Origin of the sequence: Streptomyces sp. MK7 (assembly GCF_032658145.1) — a bacterium.
Taxonomy (GTDB): domain Bacteria; phylum Actinomycetota; class Actinomycetes; order Streptomycetales; family Streptomycetaceae; genus Streptomyces; species Streptomyces spiralis.
The window spans coordinates 56,384-73,854 of the sequence record NZ_JAVACL010000006.1 but is presented as its reverse complement, the minus strand read 5'-3'; the positions used below and the strand labels follow the sequence as shown (position 1 = coordinate 73,854).

Genomic DNA, 17,471 nt, shown 5'->3' with positions numbered 1-17,471 from the left:
TCTCCTCGGGGGCCGGCCGGTGGGGGTTCGCACGGGTGGGGTGGAGCACGGAAGTCCAAGGATCCGGTGCGCGGACTCCCGTGTGCCCGGGCGAGCGGCACGTCCCTCACGCTAGGGTCCGGCGCACCCGCCTCCAATGAGGGAACCCCCTAGGGGAGTTGGGCAGGGAAAACCCTCGGTCGCCCCGGCCGGGGCCCTCACTGGATGCACGCGGTAAGTCAACCCGGGCCGCGCTCACTTCGCGCGCCGGCCCGCCGCCAATCGGACGATGTCGACCCGCGAACGGATCCCCAGTTTGCGGTAGACCCGGGTCAGGGTGGCTTCGACCGTCTTCACACTGACGAACAGCCGTCCTGCGATCTCCCGGTTGGTCGCGCCCTCCATGACGAGCGCGGCGACCTGACGCTCCATCGCCGCCAGTCCGTCCAGCACGGCCGGCCCCTCCGGTCCCGCCGGGGCGGCGTCCGGCTGCGCCGGACGGGTGGCGGCGGCCTCCACCCGGCGCAGCCAGGGCAGCGCCCTGCAGCGCCGGAACAGCCGCGCCGCCTCCTCGTACGAGGTCGGGCCCGGACGCCGGGTGCGCAGCCGGGCCAGCGCGAAGGCGGCCCGCGCCTCCTCCAGGCCGGTGCCCAGTCTCGCCAGCCGGTCCTGTGCGGACGTCAGCTGGGTGACGGCGGCCTCGGTCTCGCCCCGGGCCGCGCGCACCAGCGCCTCGGACCGGTCGAGGACGGCCAGCACGCTCTCCCGGCCCAGCCGCCGCGCGTGCTTCCGGGCGGCGTCGACGACCTGCTGGGCCTCGTCCGGACGGCCGACCAGGACCAGTGCCTCGGCCAGGTCGCCGTGCCAGCGGCCGCGCGCGGGGTCGGTGACGCCGAGTCCCTGCTCCAGCTCCCGCACCCGGCTCAGCGACGCCACGGCGGCCTGGGCGTCACCGGCCACGAACTGGGCGTGGCCCAGGGCGGCCAGGGCGCGCGAGAGGTACATCTGGTCGCCGTCCTCCTCGGCGTGCCGGACGGCCTCCTGGGCCAGTGCCAGCGCCCGCCCGGTGTCGCCGCCGGAGGCCTCGGCGAAGCAGGCCAGCATCGCGGTGGGACCCTCGCCGATGCCGGTGTCCCGGGCCAGCCGCAGGCTCTCCCGGGCCAGGTCCAGGGCCCGGCCGCAGTGCCCGGCGCGCAGTTCGGTCTCGGCGAGCAGACGCAGGAAGTGCACCTCGCTCTCGACCATGCCGCGCCGCCGCACCTCGCGCAGCAGGGCGGTGATGGTCGCCCGCGCCTCGGTCAGCTGGTCGCTCATCAGCAGCCAGCGGAAGCGGGCGGAGCCGACGCCGTTGTGGTGGCAGGCGACGTAGGGGTCCTGAGGCTCCTTCAGCGCGCGTCCGATGGTGGCGGGGGCGTCGGGGTGCCCCATCAGGGTCTCGGTGGAGGCCTGGAAGGCCAGCGCCATCAGTTCGGTGCGCCGGTCCCGGCCGCGCGCGGCCAGTTCGGCGGCGTGCGCGGCCTCCTGGCGGGCCTCGGCGAAGTCGCCCTGCACGACCAGGGCGCGCCAGGCCAGCTGGTAGCGGACCAGGGCGAGCAGCCCCGGGTCGTCGCCGGCGTCGGCCAGCGCCTGCGGGAAGGCGGTGTCCACGTCGCCGAGTGCCTGCCCGGCCGCCTCGATCACCACCATCCAGGCCCGCACCCGCTGCGCGGGCACGGTGGCCCGGGTCAGCACCTCACGGGCGATGTCCCGGGCGAGGTCCACCTCGCCGGCCGTGATGGCGTCCTCGGCCGCCCTGAGCCGGCGCTCGTCCGGGCCCGGCGCGCCGTCGGCCGGGGTGTGCCGGGCGGCGAGCAGTCCCAGCGAGGCCGCCACCGAGGGGGCGCCGCGGTCCCGGGCCAGCACGGCGGCTCCGGCGAGCCGCGCGGCCACGTCCGGGTCGGTGCCGGTGGTGGCCAGGGCCAGATGGCGGGCGCGCTCGATGGGGTCGGAGGCGGCGGTGGACAGGGCGGCGTGCGCGGCGCGGCGCTCCTGCGCGGGCGCCTCCGCGTACAGCGCGGCCGAGATCAGCGGGTGCGCGAAGCGTACGGCCGGACCCTCCGGTTCGGTGGCCAGCAGCCCGAGTTCGGCGGCCTGGGCGCACTCGGCCTCGGCGTTCTCCCGGCCGGCCGCGTGCAGCAGGGCCGGGGTGGGGCGGGCGCCGGCGCTGGCCACGAGGAGGGTGCGGCGGGCGTCGGCGGAGAGCATCTCCAGGCGGCTGAGCACCAGGGCGCGCAGCGAGGTGGGCACCGGCAGCGGCTCGCCCGGCCGGGGCGGAGTGGGGTTCTCGGCCAGGGCACGGCCCAGCTCCTGGGCGAACAGGGGGTTGCCGCCGCTGGTGCGGTGGATCTCACGGACCGTGGAACGCGGCAGGCCGGTGTAGCCGCGCTGGTCGAGCAGGGTGGAGACCTGGGCGCGCGAGAGCGGGCCGAGGCGCACCGAGAGGGTGTCCGGCGGGCAGGCGCGCAGGTGGCGGTCGTACTCCTCGTCCTCGGTGCGCACCGCGCACAGCATCTGCACGGGGGTGTCGCCCAGCCGGCGGGCGGCGAAGCCGAGCAGCTCCGAGCTGGCCGAGTCCAGCCACTGGAGGTCGTCGGCGACGATCAGGACGGGGCCCTTCGCCGCGAGCGCGCGCAGCACCGACAGCACCGCCAGGCGCAGCGCGAGGCCGTCGCGCTGGAGGGTGGACTCGCCGCGGCCGGTGAGCGCCGACTCCAGCGCGGTGCGCTGCGCGGCGGGCAGGCTGCCGGCCACCTCGTCCACGACCAGACCGAAGAGGTCGGCCAGTGCCAGGAAGGGCAGGTGGGATTCGGACTCGGTGGCGGAGCAGCGCAACACGGTGCGGCCCGGCGGGGCATATTCGGCGGCCAATGCCCGCAGCACGGTCGACTTTCCTATTCCGGCCGGCCCGTGCAGCAGCACACTGCCGCCGCGGCCGAGCTGCTCGCGCGCCGCCGCGGACGGCTCCTCCTGGCCGATGACCAGGTCTGAGCGGCGGCCCGCAGGGCCCTTGAAGTCCCGTCGCACGGTCACCGCTCCCCTCGTGTCGTGTTCTGGCCAAATTCTAGGCAACGCGCCCCTGAATTTCGGACTCCCGGCATGGTGAGGGAAATAACAGCACTCCCGGCAGAACCGAATTCAAACCACACCGGATTGAATAGACAACCCGCAAGCGCGCCCCCTCGAAGGTACCGCGCCCCACGGCACCCGGGAGGCCTCCCGCCTGCCGATCACGGGACCCCACTGCCGCTCACGGGAACCCACTGCAGCGGCCGCCCGGCCCCCGGCCCCCGCACCAGGACGCCGTGCGGCCGCGGCCCTACGGCAGCACGCCCGCCCGGCGGGCCGTCGCCACCGCTTCGCCGCGGGTGTGGGCGCCGAGTTTGCGCATGGCCGAACGAAGGTAGCTCTTCACCGTTTCCGGGCTGAGGCCCAGGCGGGCGGCGGCCGTCGCGTTCGTGGCGCCCGCGGCCACGCACGTCAGGACGTCCAGCTCCCGAGGGGCCAGGGTCACGCCCTCCGCCGCGACCGGGGCCCGGGCCGGGGCCGCGGCGGCGGTGAGCAGGCCGCACGCGTCCAGGAGTTCCGCGCGCAGGGCGGGGTCCGCGATCCGGGGGGCCAGCGCGCGCAGCGCCGCGTGGGCCTCGCGGACCCGCTCCCAGGCCGCGCCGCCCGCCGCGTCCCCGTCCGCCGGCTCCGGACGGGCAGCCGCCAGCAGGTCCCGCGCCTCCTCCCGCACCACCAGCGCCTGCTCCACGTCCCGCGCCACCGCCACCGCCGCGCCGAGCGCCCGGTCACCGAGCGGCAGGGCCGTGCGCAGGGCGCCGTACAGCACACCGCGCACCCGGCGCCGCACCACCACCGGCACCGCCAGTACCGACCGCAGCCCCTCGGCCGCCACCGCCGCGTCGTACTCGTGGCTGATCTGCCGGGACAGCGAGTAGTCCGTCACCGCGCACGGCCGGGCCAGCGCGACCGCCTTGCCGCCGAGCCCGTTGCCGGAGGTCACCGCCAGCGCGCTGAGCGCGAGCGTCGCCGTGCCCGTCAGTTCGCTGATCCGTATCCGCGGCCGGCCCGGCTCGACCAGGCCGCCGAAGGCGACCGGAAGGCCCGTCGCGCGCCGCAGCCGCACCAGCGCACCCCGAATCTCCGCCGCCCCGGACGCGTTCGCCGTCACCTGCTCGCCCTTTCGTCACGGACCTGTGCCCACCACACCCCCGTTCGGGGGTGGTGAGACCCGCATCACGGATTACACGATGTGACAGAGCCGCCCCGCAATGGTCCGGAGCCAACCCGGGACCACCCATGGAGGACAGATGACGACGGCGACGGAGAGCTTCCGCAGGGCCCGGGACTTCCTGCTGGAACACCGTGAGGACTACGCCACCGCCTGCGCCGACTTCGAGTGGCCCCGGCCGGAGCACTTCAACTGGGCGCTGGACTGGTTCGACGTCGTCGCCGACGGGAACGACCGCACCGCCCTGCACATCGTCGAGGAGGACGGCACCGAGACCCGGCTCTCCTTCGCCGAGATGTCCGAGCGCTCCGACCGGGCCGCCAACTGGCTGCGCGCACGCGGCATCGCCGCCGAGGACCGCATCCTCGTCATGCTCGGCAACCAGGCCGAGCTGTGGGAGACCGCGCTCGCCGCGATGAAGCTGCGCGCCGTCGTCATCCCCGCCACCCCGCTGCTCGGCCCCGCCGACCTGCGCGACCGCGTCGAGCGCGGCCGGGTCAGGCACGTGATCGTTCGCGCCGAGGACACCGCCAAGTTCGCGGACGTGCCAGGCTCCTACACCCGGATCTGCGTCGGAGGCACGCCCGAGCAGGGCTGGGAGCCGTACGAGGACGCCTACGCCGCCCCGGCCGCGTTCGTCCCCGACGGCCCCACCCTCGCCGACGACCCGCTGATGCTCTACTTCACCTCGGGCACCACCGCCCGCCCCAAACTGGTCGAGCACACCCACACCTCGTACCCGGTCGGGCACCTGGCCACCATGTACTGGATCGGCCTGAGGCCAGGAGACGTGCACCTGAACATCTCCTCGCCCGGCTGGGCCAAGCACGCCTGGTCCAACCTGTTCGCCCCGTGGAACGCGGAGGCGACCGTCTTCATCCACAACTACACCCGCTTCGACGCGGCCCGGCTGATGGCCGAGATGGACCGCGCCGGCGTCACCACCTTCTGCGCCCCGCCGACGGTGTGGCGCATGCTCATCCAGTCCGACCTGAACCGGCTCGCCACCCCGCCGCGCGAGGCCGTCGCCGCCGGCGAGCCGCTCAACCCCGAGGTCATCGAGCAGGTCCGCCGGGCCTGGGGCGTGACCGTCCGGGACGGCTTCGGGCAGACCGAGACGGCCGTCCAGGTCTCCAACAGCCCCGGCCAGCCGCTGAAGACGGGCTCCATGGGACGGCCCAGCCCCGGCTTCCGGGTGGAACTGCTCGACCCGGTGACCGGCGCCCCGGGAGCGACGGAGGGCGAGATCGCGCTCGACCTGTCCGTACGGCCCGTCGGCCTGATGGCCGGCTACCACGGCGACGCCGACCGCACGGCGGAGGCGATGGCCGGCGGCTACTACCGCACCGGAGACGTCGCCGCACGGGACGAAGACGGATATCTGACCTATATCGGACGCTCCGATGATGTCTTCAAGGCCTCCGACTACAAGATCAGCCCGTTCGAACTGGAGAGCGCGCTGCTCGAGCACGAGGCGGTGGCCGAGGCCGCGGTGGTGCCCGCGCCGGACGAGCTGCGTCTGGCCGTGCCGAAGGCGTACATCGTGCTCGCGGAGGGCTGGGAGCCCGGTCCCGACACCGCGAAGGTGCTCTTCGAGCACTCCCGCCAGGTCCTCGCCCCCTACAAGCGCGTCCGCCGCCTGGAGTTCGGAGATCTGCCCAAGACCGTCTCCGGCAAGATCCGCCGCATCGAGCTGCGCGAGGCCACGGCCACGGGGTCGGACAACGAGTACCGCGAGGAGGATTTCCGGTGACCGCCGAGCTGTCGTACACGCACGGAACGAGCGGGACCGTCCTGCTCGGGGACACCATCGGCGCCAACCTCGACCGGGCCGTCGCGGCCTGGCCGGACCGTGAGGCACTCGTCGACGTGCCGTCCGGGAGGCGCTGGACGTACGCCCGGTTCGGGGCGGACGTCGAGGAGCTGGCGCGGGCGCTGGCCGCGAGCGGGGTCGGCAAGGGGGACCGGGTCGGCATCTGGGCGATCAACTGCCCGGAGTGGGTCCTGGTCCAGTACGCCACCGCCCGCATCGGCGCGATCATGGTCAACATCAACCCGGCCTACCGCACCCACGAGGTCGAGTACGTCCTCAACCAGTCCGGCATCTCGCTGCTCTTCGCCTCCCTCGGCCACAAGACGAGCGACTACCGGGCGATGGTCGACCAGGTCCGCGGGAGGTGCCCCGCGCTGCGCGAGGTCGTGTACATCGGCGACCCGAGCTGGGAGGCACTGCTCTCCCGTGCCACCCCGGACGTCTCCTACGAGGCCCTGTCCTGCGACGACCCCATCAACATCCAGTACACCTCGGGCACGACGGGCTTCCCCAAGGGGGCCACCCTCTCCCATCACAACATCCTCAACAACGGCTATTTCGTGGGTGAGTCGATCGCCTACACCGAGCAGGACCGGATCTGCGTCCCGGTCCCCTTCTACCACTGCTTCGGCATGGTGATGGGCAATCTGGCGGCCACCTCGCACGGCGCCTGCACGGTCATCCCGGCACCGTCCTTCGACGCGAAGGCCACCCTGGACGCCGTCCAGCAGGAGCGGTGCACGTCGCTGTACGGCGTCCCGACGATGTTCATCGCCGAGCTGGGCCTCCCCGGCTTCGCGGCCTACGACCTGTCCAGCCTGCGCACCGGCATCATGGCGGGCTCGCCCTGCCCGGTGGAGGTGATGAAGCGGGTGGTCGCCGAGATGCACATGGAGCAGGTCTCCATCTGCTACGGCATGACCGAGACCTCCCCGGTCTCCCTGCAGACCCGGATGGACGACGACCTCGAACACCGCACCGGCACGGTCGGCCGGGTGCTGCCGCACATCGAGGTGAAGGTGATCGACCCGGCCACCGGGACGACCCGGCCCCGCGGCACGGCGGGCGAGTTGTGCACCCGCGGCTACAGCGTGATGCTCGGCTACTGGGAGGAGCCCGAGAAGACCGCCGAGGCCATCGACCCCGGCCGCTGGATGCACACCGGGGACCTCGCGGTGATGCGCGAGGACGGGTACGTCGAGATCGTCGGCCGTATCAAGGACATGATCATCCGCGGCGGGGAGAATATCTACCCGCGCGAGATAGAGGAGTTCCTCCACGGCCACCCGAAGATCCGTGACGTCCAGGTCGTCGGCGTACCGCACGAGACGTACGGCGAGGAGGTGCTCGCCTGTGTCATCCCGCTCGACGCGGAGGAACGGCTGACGCTGGATGAGCTGCGGGCCTTCTGCGCGGGCCGGTTGGCGCACTACAAGATCCCGAGCCGGCTGCGGATCCTCGACTCCTTCCCGATGACGGTGTCCGGGAAGGTCCGCAAGGTGGAGCTGCGCGAGAGGTACGGTGCCTGACGGGACGTGAACCTCCGCGCCGGCGGCGGCCGCCCGGTCTCAGGGGTCCTCGCACTATGAGCGTCCGATCAGGTCGCGTGGTCCGGTGGTGGGGGTACCTCCCGCGCCGTTCAGGCAGCGGGGGAGCATCGCAAGGCGCCGGAGCGCCCTGGTAGCGGAGCTACCTGGGCGTTTCGGCAACGCGGCGAGGTGCGGTGCCAGGCCGCGCGACCCGGGCGGGCATAGTGCGAGGACCCGTCAGGCGCCGGGGGCGCCGCCGAGCGCGTGGGCCGGGCCGTTCACCGGCCGCGGGACGCCGTCCGGCGCGGGGACGAACAACGCGATGCCCAGCTCGTCCGCGCGGGTACGGGCCTGGCCGCTGTAGCCGGTGAGCGAGAAGTACACGCAGCCGGCGGACTCCGTCATCGCCGTCAGCCACAGGCACTCCACGTCCCGCAGCGAGGCCCGCCGCGCCGCGGGGTCCACCTGCGCCACCAGCCCCCGGGCGGCCAGCCCGATACCGGACGGCGGCCGCTGGTCCGCGCGCCGGATGTCCTCGTAGCCCAGCCACCGCAGATAGAGCACGGCATCGGTCACCGCGTCCCGCGCCGTGCGGATCACCACGGGACGGAACACCCCGCGCCCCCCGGTACGAGGGCGCCGCCCGGCCGCGTCCCGGCTCCCGGGGCCGAAGGGGTGCGCCGTCCCGGGCGCGCGCATCCCGTTGTCGCCGTGCTGCGTCCCCTCTCCTCCCCGCCGCCCGCGGTCGCCGCGTCCGGGGATGCCGTCCCCGGACCGCACCGCGCTCCCCTTCCCCGCCCGGTCCCTGGTCTCCTCCGTGTCGGACCCGCCCGGCGGGATGCGCAGGGCCGTGCCGCAGGGGCAGGCCAGTTCCGGCCGGGGCCACTGGTCGTGGCCGCCGCGGACCAGTTCGCGTCGGCAGACCGGGCAGCGCACCGGCACGCTCTCGGGCATGACCCAACTCCAAGGCGTCGCATCGAGGTCGCGTTCGAGGCCGCCCCAGGGCCGGCCGTCGAGGAAGCCGTCCCATGGTGCTCCGGCGGGCCCCCGGCTGTCCGCTGCTTCTCCGCGTGGCGGGCTGCCCCTTGCCCTCTCTTGACGCGTTTCACGCACCCCCCTACATTGCTTCCAGATCGTAGAAATTACTTTCCGCTATACGGAAGTACGGAAGAGCTCACCGCAGGGCGCGACGGGAGTGCGAATCCGGCAGCCGAGACAGCAGAAGACAGCCGAAGCAGGAGTACTCGATGGCTCGTATGACCGCTGCCCGAGCGGCAGTTGAGATCCTCAAGCGTGAGGGCGTCACCGACGCGTTCGGTGTGCCGGGCGCGGCGATCAACCCCTTCTACGTGGCGCTCAAGGCCTCCGGAGGCATCACCCACACCCTCGCCCGCCATGTCGAGGGCGCCTCGCACATGGCCGAGGGCTACACCCGGACGCACCCCGGCAACATCGGCGTCTGCATCGGCACCTCCGGCCCGGCCGGCACCGACATGATCACCGGCCTGTACTCGGCCACCGGTGACTCCATCCCGATCCTGTGCATCACCGGCCAGGCCCCGACCGCCGTGATCCACAAGGAGGACTTCCAGGCGGTCGACATCGCCTCCATCGCCAAGCCGGTGACCAAGATGGCGGTCACCGTCCTGGAGGCCGCGCAGGTCCCCGGCGTCTTCCAGCAGGCCTTCCACCTGATGCGCTCCGGCCGCCCCGGCCCGGTCCTTATCGACCTGCCGATCGACGTCCAGATGACGGAGATCGAGTTCGACCCCGAGACCTACGAGCCGCTGCCCGTCTACAGGCCGGCCGCGACCCGCGCCCAGATCGAGAAGGCGATCGCCCTGCTGACCGCCTCCGAGCGGCCGCTGATCGTGGCCGGCGGCGGTGTCATCAACGCCGACGCCGCCGATCTGCTCGTCGAGTTCGCCGAGCTGACCGGCACACCGGTCGTGCCGACCCTGATGGGCTGGGGCGTCCTGCCCGACGACCACGAGCTGAACGCCGGCATGGTGGGCCTGCAGACCTCGCACCGCTACGGCAACGCGACCTTCCTGGATTCCGACTTCGTCCTCGGCATCGGCAACCGCTGGGCCAACCGCCACACCGGCAAGCTCGACGTCTACACGGCCGGCCGCACGTTCGTCCACGTGGACATCGAACCCACCCAGATCGGCAAGATCTTCGCCCCCGACTACGGCATCGCCTCCGACGCCAGGGCCGCCCTGGAGCTGTTCGTCGAGGTGGCCACGGAGCTGAAGGCGGCCGGCCGGCTGCCCGACCGCTCCGCCTGGGCCGCCGCCGCGCAGGAGAAGAAAGCCACGCTCCAGCGCCGTACGCACTTCGACGACATCCCGATCAAGCCGCAGCGCGTCTACGAGGAGATGAACAAGGCCTTCGGTCCCGAGACGCGCTACGTCTCCACCATCGGCCTCTCGCAGATCGCCGGCGCCCAGATGCTGCACGTCTACCGGCCGCGGCACTGGATCAACTGCGGCCAGGCCGGCCCGCTCGGCTGGACCATCCCGGCCGCCCTGGGCGTCGCCAAGGCCGACCCGGAGTCCCCGGTCGTCGCCCTCTCCGGCGACTACGACTTCCAGTTCATGCTGGAGGAGCTGGCCGTGGGCGCGCAGCACAAGATCCCCTATGTCCATGTCCTCGTCAACAACTCCTACCTGGGCCTGATCCGCCAGGCGCAGCGGGCGTTCGACATCGACTTCCAGGTCAAGCTGGAGTTCGAGAACATCAACTCGCCGGAGCTGGGCGTCTACGGCGTCGACCACGTCAAGGTCGCCGAGGGCCTGGGCTGCAAGGCGATCCGGGTGACCGACCCGAACGAGCTGGGCGCCGCCTTCGAGGAGGCCAAGAAGCTCGCCGCCGAGTTCCAGGTGCCGGTCGTCGTCGAGGCGATCCTGGAGCGGGTCACCAACATCTCCATGTCGGGCACCAACGACATCGGCAACGTCGTCGAGTTCGAGGAACTGGCCACCGAGCCCGGCCACGCGCCGACGGCGATCAGGACGCTGAAGGCCTGACACACCGGAACGCCGGCAAGGGGTGGCCCGTCCGAGGGACGGGCCACCCCTTGTCGTGCCGCTGTTCGTCGCTTCGCCGCGCCGGTCCGCGGAGCGTCACACGGCGCCGCAACTGAAGCCGCCGCCGCTGCCCCAGGACTGCCCGTACTCCCGCCTCTGCTCGGTGGCCTTCCCGCGCCGCCCGACCGGCCGGCCCTCCCGCGCGAAGCGGGGCATGAGCGTGGTCAGCGCTCGGTCGCCGTACAGGGCCACGGCGAGCAGCCGGTCCTCGGCCGACAGGCCCCTGCGGCTCCCGGGCAGCGGGTGCCGGGCCCGCAGGGTCCTCAGGACGCGCCGGCCGGCCCGGGTGCGGCCGGGCAGGAAGACGGGCGCCAGTCCGGCGACCGTGAGCTGGTACCGCAGATCGATGAGGGCGAGGGCGACGGCCTCCCGGACCAGCAACTGCCGCAGGTGTGCTGGCTGGTGGAGGAGGGAGGCGTGCACCGCCCGCGTCAGGGCGGGGAGGTCCGCTTCCGTGTCGTCGAGCGGTCTCCTGGTGCGCAACGTGCCCCCACGCCCGGGGCCGATGCTTCCGCTCAGTCGCAGGGTGAGGACGGCGACGGTGAGGGCGGCGCGGCGACCACCGCGCAGGAACGCGATCTCGTGCGGCGCCGGCCGGTCCGTCGCGGCACTGTCGGCACTGTCCATGAGCGAGCCCCCGCCGTCCGACGGGGCCCGCCGCCCCCGTGCCGGCGGGCCCCGTGTGAGGGAATCTGCCCGCGAGCGGGGACGCTCGATACCTCCCGAGCCGGTTTCAGAGCTTGATTTGAGCATGCCGTAGCGGCCCTACGTCCCTTGTCGTAGGCGCCGCTCAGCGGTCCTCGTGCTCCGACAGGCCCGGCCAGTCGTCCGGGCCGCCGCCCTGCCACTCGATGAGGTCGCTCTCCTCGACCTCGATACGGTCCAGGTCGGCCAGCCGGAGGATCTCGACGACGTCGTCCAGGTGCGACGCCAGCCCGAGGGTCACGTCGCCCTCGGTGACCCGCCGGGAGCCGTCCAGGGCCGGCGCGTGCACCACGATGTGCGGATGCTGCGTGAGGTGGTCCATGCCTTCAGCGTCCTGCGTGCGGGGCCCGTCCGCACCCCGGAGGCGGCAAGAACCGCGGCAGCGAAGCGAGGGGCGCCGGATGCGGGGACCGTCCGCATCCGGCGCCCCTCGGCCCGGTGAACTATGTGGTTGCTGAGACCGTCCGACGGCGCGAGGCTGGGCGCGACAGGACGTTCGCGCCGCCGGATGGAGCCGGGGAGGGGGTGCCTAGCTGCGCGAGGTGGTTCGGCTGGGACCGCGGCGGGTGCGACGGTGCCGGGAGGCCTTCCCTCTGGTCGAGAAGGCGGTCCCCGGGACCTTCACCACCGCACTGGCTCACACGCCGCCGCGGTCCTCGCCTGACCGCGCGTCGCCGGCCGGCCACCCCTCATCCGGGTTGGCCGGCGCCCGCGCGGGGCGTACGCGTCCGGTGCCCGACCTCCCCGTCAGGGCGCCGGACGCGGCTTGCCGGGTCAGTCCTCGCGCAGGGCGCGGACCGCCTCCGCCACGCGCTTGCCGTACTCGGGGTCGGCGGCGTGGAAGTGTGCGAGGTTCTTCTCGATCACGTCGTTGCGGGAGACCTGGGACAGGCCGCCGGCGATGTTCGCGACCAGGCGCTGCTTCTCCTCCTCGGACATCAGCCGGTACAGCTCGCCGGCCTGGACGAAGTCGTCGTCCTTGGTGTGCGGCGGAGCCTCGTGGGTGCCCGTGTGGCCGGTGACGGCCAGCGGGGCGGACAGCGGGCGGCCGGTCTCGACCGGGCCGTCGTAGGAGTTCGGCTCGTAGTTCTTGGCGTGCCGGCCCCGGGAGTTGGACGCCATGAGACCGTCGCGGCCGTAGTTGTGCGCGCCGCCCGGCACGGCCTTCGGGGCGTTCACCGCGAGCTGGGTGTGGTTGACACCCAGCCGGTAGCGGTGGGCGTCGGCGTAGGCGAAGAGCCGGCCCTGGAGCATCTTGTCCGGCGACGGGCCGATGCCCGGCACGAAGTTGTTCGGGGAGAACGCGGCCTGCTCGACCTCGGCGAACACGTTGTCCGGGTTGCGGTCCAGGACCAGGCGCCCGACCCGCTTGAGCGGGTAGTCCTTGTGCGACCAGACCTTGGTCAGGTCGAACGGGTTGAAGCGGTAGTCCGCCGCCTCGGCCGCCGGCATGATCTGGACGTACAGGGTCCAGGACGGGTGCACACCGCGCTCGATCGCCTGGAGCAGGTCGGTCTGGTGCGAGTCGGGGTCCTTGCCCGCGAGCTCAGCGGCCTGCTCGCCGGTCAGGCAGCGGATGCCCTGGTCCGTCTTGAAGTGGTACTTGACGAAGAAGGCCTCGCCCTGGGCGTTCGTCCACTGGTAGGTGTGCGAGCCGTAGCCGTTCATGTGGCGGTACGACGCCGGGATGCCGCGGTCGCCCATCAGCCAGGTCACCTGGTGCGTGGCCTCGGGGGAGTGGGCCCAGAAGTCCCAGACGTTGTCCGGCTCGGTGCGGCCGGTGAACGGGTCGCGCTTCTGCGAGTGGATGAAGTCGGGGAACTTGATCGGGTCCTTGATGAAGAACACCGGGGTGTTGTTGCCGACGAGGTCGTAGTTGCCCTCCTCGGTGTAGAACTTCACCGCGAAGCCGCGCGGGTCGCGCACCGCGTCCGCGCCGCCCAGGGAGTCGGCCACGGTGGAGAAGCGCACGAACACCTCGGTGCGCTTGCCGATCTCGCAGAGGAAGCCGGCGTGGGTGAAGCCCGTGACGTCGTCGGTCACCTCGAAGCGGCCGAAGGCGCCGGAACCGCGGGCGTGCACCACACGCTCCGGGATGCGCTCGCGGTTGAAGCGCGCCAGCTTCTCCAGGAGGTGCTGGTCCTGGAGGAGGAGCGGGCCGCCGATGCCGGCGGAGGCGGAATTCTGGTTGTCGGCGATCGGGGCGCCGGACTCTGTCGTGAGCACGCGCTTCGACATCGGGGACCTTCCGTACGAGGGGCAGCGGAAACTTGTTTCCGCTTCGTGGAGCCTAGAAGTGGGCGATCAGTGCGTCAACAGTTTGTTGAAGTGGATTCCGGGCCGCGGCGCCGCCTGGGCGCGACAGAACAGGTGTCAGCGGCGCCGCGGCCCGGAAGTCTCTACAGCCGGGCGCCCGAGAGGCGCTCGACCGCCCGCAGCAGTGCCGAGTGGTCCAGCCCGCCGTCGCCCTGGGCGCGCAACGACGCGACCAGTTGGGCGACCACGGCGCCGACCGGCAGGGCCGCGCCGACGTTGCGGGCGGCGTCGGTGACGATGCCCATGTCCTTGTGGTGCAGGTCGATACGGAAGCCCGGCTTGAAGTCCCGGTTGAGGAAGTTGTCCTTCTTGCGGGTCAGCACGGTGGAGCCGGCCAGGCCGCCGCCCAGCACGTCCAGGGCCGCCTGGAGGTCCACGCCCGACTTCTCCAGGAAGACCACGGCCTCGGCGCACGCCTGGATGTTCACGGCCACGATCAGCTGGTTGGCGGCCTTCACGGTCTGGCCCGAGCCGTGCGGACCGCACAGCACGATGGTCTTGCCGAGAGCCTCGAAGACCGGCCTGGCCTCGTCGAAGTCGGCCTGCTCGCCGCCGACCATGATCGACAGTACGGCCTCGACGGCGCCGGCCTCCCCGCCGGAGACCGGGGCGTCGAGGACGCGGACGCCCTTGTCCTTCGCGGCCTTGGCCAGGTCGACCGAGGTCTGCGGGGTGATCGAGGACATGTCGATCAGCAGCGCGCCGGACCTGGCGTTCTCCAGGATGCCGTCCGGGCCGTAGGCGATCGCCTCGACCTGCGGGGAGGCGGGCACCATCGTGATGACCACGTCGGCGTCCTTGACGGCCTCGGCGATCGAGCCGGCCGCGGTGCCGCCGGCGGCGGCCAGGCGGTCCAGCTTCTCCTGCTCCAGGGTGAAGCCGGTGACCTGGTAGCCCGCCTTGATCAGGTTCTCGGACATGGGGGAGCCCATGATGCCGAGGCCGATCCATGCAATCGCCGGGCGGGTCGGGTGGGAGGAATCGGGAAGATTGCTCATGTGAGGGTGCCTCTCTCAGCTGCCGTGCAAGTCAGGGGTGTTCAGCGCGCCGCGCGTGCTTCGCGCGGCAGCCACTCGAAGGCCTCCGCGCTCGGGCGGTCGCCCGGCTTGTACTCCAGGCCGACCCAGCCGTCGTAACCGGCCTTCCGCAGCAGGCCGAGCAGCTCCTCCAGCGGGAGTGAACCCGTCCCGGGGGCGCCGCGGCCGGGGTTGTCGGCGATCTGCACGTGGCCGGTCTTCGCGGCGTACCGCTCGATCACCGACGGCAGGTCCTCGCCGTTCATGGACAGGTGGTACAGGTCCATGAGGAACTTCGCGTTCCCGAGGCCGGTCGCCTGGTTGACCTTGTCCACGACGCCGATCGCGGCCGGCGCGCTGACCAGGGGGTACAGCGGCGACTCGGGCTGGTTCAGCGCCTCGATCAGCAGGATCGCGCCGATCCGGTCGGCGGCGCGGGCCGCGAGCACCAGGTTCTCCAGGGCCAGCGCGTCCTGCTCGGCCGGGTCGACCCCCTCCACACGGTTGCCGTACAGCGCGTTGAGCGCCGTGCAGCCAAGGGACCGGGCGAAGTCGGCGGCCACGTCGATGTTGGCGCGGAACCTCTCCGACTCCTCACCGGGGACGGACAGGGCGCCGCGGTCGGGGCCGGGCAGCCGTCCGGCGTAGAAGTTCAGGCCCGTGAGCCGGACGCCCGCGTCCTCGATCGCCTTCTTCAGGGCGCCGAGCTCGGACCGCTCGGGGGTGGGCGTGTCGATCCAGGGCCACCACAGCTCGACCGCGGTGAAGCCGGCCGCGGCGGCGGCCGCGGGGCGCTCCAGGAGCGGGAGTTCCGTGAAGAGGATCGACAGGTTCACGTTGAAGCGCTGGTCTGCGGCTGTGCTCGATTCAAAAGCCGGCATCAGGGCCGCGCTCCCTTCCGTTTCTCGTATTCCGTATTACGGAAGTTTATTTCTGCGTAATGGAAGACTGCCGTCGGGCGTCGCGGCTTGTCAAGAGGGGGCGGTGGCCGGCGGGCTCCGGGCCGGCCGAGGCCGCCCGGAATCCGGCCCCGCGCGTTAGGTTGAGCGCGTGCGATTGAGAGTGGAGTTCACGACCGAACCCTTCGACCTGGACGAGGCGCCCGCGCACGCGGTGGTGGCGCGCGAGGTCGTCGAGGCCGCCGAGCTGGACGCCGTGGACGTCGGCCCGTTCGGCAACACCGCGGAAGGGGGCGCCGACGCCGTGCTGACGGCCGTGGACGCGCTGCTGCGCAAGACCCTGAAGGCCGGCGCCACCCGGATCTCGCTCCAGGTCAACGTGATCGGGGAGGACGGGCGGTGACCGGGGAGGAGCCCTTCATCGCGGCCGTGAAACCGCTGGTCGACGCGATCGGCGGCGAGCTGCTCCCGCCCGACGAGGCCGGTCCCGACGACGTCGTGCTCGCCTGGGAGGGCATGGACGCCGTCGCCGTGCGCCTGCCGCAGCTCGCCGACTCCCTCGACCACATCCTGGCCGCCATGGAGCGGCGCCGGGGCATGCCGCTCGCGGACCTGGACCGCAAGGCCAAGCAGGAGGTCGTACGGGTCCTCGAGGCGCGTGGCGCCTTCTCCGTGCGGCACGGGGTGGAGACCGTGGCGGGCGCGCTGGGCGTCAGCCGCTTCACCGTTTACAACTACCTCAACCGGGAGAAGGGGGCCTGAGCCGCCCGCAGCGGTGCCGTCCCCGGGGGCTCCTGGGTTTACCCAGAATTTTCAACAAAGTGTTGACGTGTCGTTTCGGAGGGCGTTAGCTATCCGCAGCCCGTTCAGCACACAGGCCGTTCGCGGCCACGGAGGCTCCCGTGACTACGAGTTCCACGCCGTCGGGCCTCGCCCGTTTCAACGCCCTCCCCAAGGACGCGGCCCGCGCCGCGCTCCTGGAGGCGTGCGCCTCCACGGCGTGGGCGGAGCGGCTGCTCGCCGCCCGCCCCTGCGCCGGACCCGAGGACCTCTACGCCGCCAGTGACGCCGCCATGGCCGAGCTGACCACGGCCGACCTGGAGGAGGCGATGGCCGGCCACCCGCCGATCGGCCGCCCCAAGCCCGGGGACCCGGCCTCGGCCCGCGAACAGAGCGGCATGGCCGGCGCCTCCGAGGACCTCAGGGCGGAGATGCTCGAACTGAACCTGGCCTACCAGGAGAAGTTCGGCCATGTCTTCCTCATCTGCGCCACCGGCAGGACCGGCGAGCAGATGCGGGACGCGGCTCTGGAGCGGATCGGCAACCCGCCGGAGCAGGAGCGGGAGATCGTCCGCGTCGAGCTGGGCAAGATCAACCGTATCCGGCTCGCCCGACTGCTCGACGACGCCTGAGCCCCACGGCTCGAAGACGCCCGAAGAGGAAACCATGAGCACCGAGACCACCGCCTCCGTGTCCACGCACATCCTGGACACCAGCGTGGGCCGCCCCGCCGAGGGCGTCGCCGTCCACCTCTCCGCCCGCAGCGGCAGGGACGCGGACTGGCAGGCGCTCGGCGGCTCCGCGACCGACGCGGACGGGCGGTGCAAGGACCTCCCGGCCCTGCCGGAGGGGACCACCCACGTACGGCTCCACTTCGAGGTCGAGCCGTACTTCGCCAAGAAACAAGCCGCGGCCCAGCAGGACGCCCCCGCGCTACGGGACAGCGAGAACGGCCGGCCGGTGTTCTTCCCCGAGGTCACCATCGCCTTCGCGGTGGTGCCCGGTGAGCACTACCACGTTCCGCTGCTGCTCAACCCGTTCGGCTACTCCGTTTACCGAGGGAGCTGAC

The 17,471-nt window shown here is 72.5% G+C and carries 15 protein-coding genes; 7 read left to right on the top strand and 8 right to left on the bottom strand.

The window, feature by feature from the left end; translation table 11 throughout:
- Window positions 1-234: 234 nt before the first annotated feature.
- Window positions 235-3,048, bottom strand: coding sequence for an AAA family ATPase (locus tag R2S09_RS10550; RefSeq protein ID WP_316740554.1), 2,814 nt, complete (start codon window positions 3,046-3,048; stop codon window positions 235-237).
- A gap of 286 nt (window positions 3,049-3,334) precedes the next feature.
- Window positions 3,335-4,192, bottom strand: a complete 858-nt coding sequence (locus tag R2S09_RS10545) for a helix-turn-helix transcriptional regulator (RefSeq protein WP_316740553.1) — start codon at window positions 4,190-4,192, stop codon at window positions 3,335-3,337.
- A 139-nt stretch (window positions 4,193-4,331) separates the two neighbouring features.
- Between R2S09_RS10545 and R2S09_RS10540 the strand changes: the two genes are divergently transcribed.
- Window positions 4,332-6,005, top strand: coding sequence for an AMP-binding protein (locus R2S09_RS10540; RefSeq protein WP_316740552.1), 1,674 nt, complete (start codon window positions 4,332-4,334; stop codon window positions 6,003-6,005).
- Window positions 6,002-7,594 (top strand): AMP-binding protein, encoded by a 1,593-nt coding sequence (locus R2S09_RS10535; protein ID WP_316740551.1) that lies wholly within the window; start codon window positions 6,002-6,004, stop codon window positions 7,592-7,594. The genes R2S09_RS10540 and R2S09_RS10535 overlap by 4 nt, the downstream gene beginning before the upstream one ends.
- Window positions 7,595-7,831: 237 nt before the next feature.
- Here R2S09_RS10535 and R2S09_RS10530 read toward each other — a convergent pair whose 3' ends face one another.
- Window positions 7,832-8,548 (bottom strand): hypothetical protein, encoded by a 717-nt coding sequence (locus R2S09_RS10530; RefSeq protein ID WP_316740550.1) that lies wholly within the window; start codon window positions 8,546-8,548, stop codon window positions 7,832-7,834.
- A gap of 293 nt (window positions 8,549-8,841) precedes the next feature.
- Between R2S09_RS10530 and gcl the strand changes: the two genes are divergently transcribed.
- The gene (gene gcl, locus R2S09_RS10525; protein ID WP_316740549.1) at window positions 8,842-10,626 is read left to right on the top strand and encodes a glyoxylate carboligase; all 1,785 of its coding nucleotides are present in this window, start codon (window positions 8,842-8,844) and stop codon (window positions 10,624-10,626) included.
- Window positions 10,627-10,722: 96 nt separating this feature from the next.
- Here the strand turns inward: gcl and R2S09_RS10520 are convergent, their stop codons facing one another.
- From R2S09_RS10520 to R2S09_RS10500, 5 genes are all read right to left on the bottom strand, one after another.
- The gene (locus R2S09_RS10520) at window positions 10,723-11,313 is read right to left on the bottom strand and encodes a TIGR04222 domain-containing membrane protein (protein ID WP_316740548.1); all 591 of its coding nucleotides are present in this window, start codon (window positions 11,311-11,313) and stop codon (window positions 10,723-10,725) included.
- Window positions 11,314-11,476: 163 nt separating this feature from the next.
- On the bottom strand, window positions 11,477-11,713 hold the full coding sequence (locus R2S09_RS10515; protein ID WP_306184157.1) for a hypothetical protein: 237 nt from the start codon (window positions 11,711-11,713) through the stop codon (window positions 11,477-11,479).
- A gap of 452 nt (window positions 11,714-12,165) precedes the next feature.
- Entirely contained in the window at window positions 12,166-13,629 is a 1,464-nt protein-coding gene (locus R2S09_RS10510; protein WP_316740546.1) for a catalase, read from the bottom strand.
- A gap of 161 nt (window positions 13,630-13,790) precedes the next feature.
- Complete coding sequence (locus R2S09_RS10505) at window positions 13,791-14,705, bottom strand: 2-hydroxy-3-oxopropionate reductase (RefSeq protein WP_306184153.1); 915 nt, start codon at window positions 14,703-14,705, stop codon at window positions 13,791-13,793.
- A gap of 41 nt (window positions 14,706-14,746) precedes the next feature.
- Window positions 14,747-15,604 (bottom strand): TIM barrel protein, encoded by an 858-nt coding sequence (locus R2S09_RS10500; protein ID WP_306184151.1) that lies wholly within the window; start codon window positions 15,602-15,604, stop codon window positions 14,747-14,749.
- A 169-nt stretch (window positions 15,605-15,773) separates the two neighbouring features.
- Between R2S09_RS10500 and R2S09_RS10495 the strand changes: the two genes are divergently transcribed.
- The 4 genes from R2S09_RS10495 to uraH all read left to right on the top strand — a co-directional run bounded on the left by R2S09_RS10495 (window position 15,774) and on the right by uraH (window position 17,470).
- Window positions 15,774-16,025: a hypothetical protein gene (locus R2S09_RS10495; protein WP_306184150.1), complete on the top strand. Its 252-nt coding sequence runs from the start codon at window positions 15,774-15,776 to the stop codon at window positions 16,023-16,025.
- Window positions 16,022-16,384, top strand: coding sequence for a helix-turn-helix domain-containing protein (locus R2S09_RS10490; protein WP_306184148.1), 363 nt, complete (start codon window positions 16,022-16,024; stop codon window positions 16,382-16,384). Before R2S09_RS10495 ends, R2S09_RS10490 begins: the two co-directional genes overlap by 4 nt.
- A 140-nt stretch (window positions 16,385-16,524) precedes the next feature.
- Window positions 16,525-17,034: a 2-oxo-4-hydroxy-4-carboxy-5-ureidoimidazoline decarboxylase gene (gene uraD / locus R2S09_RS10485; RefSeq protein ID WP_316740545.1), complete on the top strand. Its 510-nt coding sequence runs from the start codon at window positions 16,525-16,527 to the stop codon at window positions 17,032-17,034.
- Between the two features lie 34 nt (window positions 17,035-17,068).
- Window positions 17,069-17,470, top strand: a complete 402-nt coding sequence (gene uraH / locus R2S09_RS10480) for a hydroxyisourate hydrolase (protein WP_030180884.1) — start codon at window positions 17,069-17,071, stop codon at window positions 17,468-17,470.
- Window position 17,471: the final 1 nt, after the last annotated feature.